This window comes from Alicyclobacillus tolerans (genome assembly GCF_900142255.1).
Lineage (GTDB): Bacteria > Bacillota > Bacilli > Alicyclobacillales > Alicyclobacillaceae > Alicyclobacillus_I > Alicyclobacillus_I tolerans.
In genome coordinates this window covers 1-1458 of sequence record NZ_FRAF01000064.1, presented here as the reverse complement: position 1 = coordinate 1458, position 1458 = coordinate 1, and the positions used below count along the sequence as shown (strand labels likewise).

The following is a 1458-nucleotide window of genomic DNA, read 5'->3' as shown; positions in this document are numbered from 1 at the left end:
CCTCAACGAAGCAGGAAAGCCAACTAGTGATGGTTGGAATCCCCTGCCTTTAGGCATGGGGAGGATGTCAAGTCAACCGTTTTGCGATTTCGGAAATCACATTGACGGTTACGCTGTTTCCTGCTTGCTTGTAAAGTTGAGAGTCCGATACGCCTGACTCCTTCGCTTTATCAAACGCCCAATCAGGGAAACCTTGAAGCCGCCAGCATTCTCTCGGTGTGAGTTTGCGTATTCTGTACTGTTGGTTCTCTCCAATGGCGACACCGTGTCTGTCTTGACCAGTAAGGGTAAACATCTCCTCGCCATCATCTTTGAACCTACGCCCGTTCTGACGCTTCTCCATGCGGTCAGGCGTAAGGACTGGTCGAACCTCAATCATCGGATGATTGCCATGTGAATTGGCTCTCAACGTGCCTACCGTATCGGATTGAGTGATGCCGCCACGAGCATCAGAGTTGTATACCACGGCGTTCTGCTTCTGATTGCGGTTCAATCCACGCCAATCTGACGAATTAAGTGTGTGTGCTACGTCCAATGGCTCTCCAACACCGTTCTTGCGGTCATATTCAACCAATAAGAAGTTCTTGCTCGAACCACCTTCAGCACCTTTGATGCAGTGTGATATCCCATCTTTGCGGGTCTCGAAACCTCTACTATGTATCAGCCCGCTCTCAACACGAATATCGCTTATCCGTTTTTGACCTGAGTCATTAGTTTCCGTGTCATATCTTCGGATAGGAAATACTTCTCTGACACGTTCTCCTCTAAGATGTCCGATAATGAAGACACGTTCTCTGTTTTGGGGAACGCCAAAATCTTTGCTGTTAAGCAATTGCCATTCGACATCATACCCCAGTGATTCCAGCGAAGAGAGGATAACACGGAACGTTTCCCCTTTGTCGTGATTGAGCAACCCTTTGACGTTTTCAAGGAATAGAAGTTTAGGTCGTAGGATGCTTGCGAATCGAGCCACATCAAAGAACAAAGTTCCTCTTGTATCTTCAAATCCTCTTCTCTGTCCAGCGACGGAGAAAGCCTGGCAAGGAAATCCGCCACAGATGATGTCAACGTGTCCGATTGATTCAATGTCGTGTTTTTCAACGGTTGTGATGTCATTAGCCGTCCACTCTCCCTCGGTTTGGTGTATTGCTTGATACGATTGCCGTGCGTATTTGTCAATCTCAACGAAGCCAACGCATTCGTGACCAGCCGATTCCATACCCAATCGGAAGCCGCCGATGCCTGCAAACAGGTCGAGAAAACGCATATCATCTATACCTCCGTTTCACCCTAAAGTTTCAAGATAGTAAGTAGTCACCTATGTCATCTGTTCACTGTGTTTTCACTCGGAAAGTTGCATACCCTATAGAAACGTCCATCCACCTTAACGTGGAGAGAATACCTACATCTGCTGTGAATCCTCTCATCGCGGTCTGCCATATGGCTTTCCTCTTCACT

Annotated in this window: 1 protein-coding gene; it reads right to left on the bottom strand. The window is 47.6% G+C overall.

Translation table 11 applies throughout. The annotated features are described in order from the left end of the window. Window positions 1-67: 67 nt before the first annotated feature. Window positions 68-1267: a DNA cytosine methyltransferase gene (locus BUA75_RS15355; protein WP_072875517.1), complete on the bottom strand. Its 1200-nt coding sequence runs from the start codon at window positions 1265-1267 to the stop codon at window positions 68-70. Between the last annotated feature and the right edge of the window lie 191 nt (window positions 1268-1458).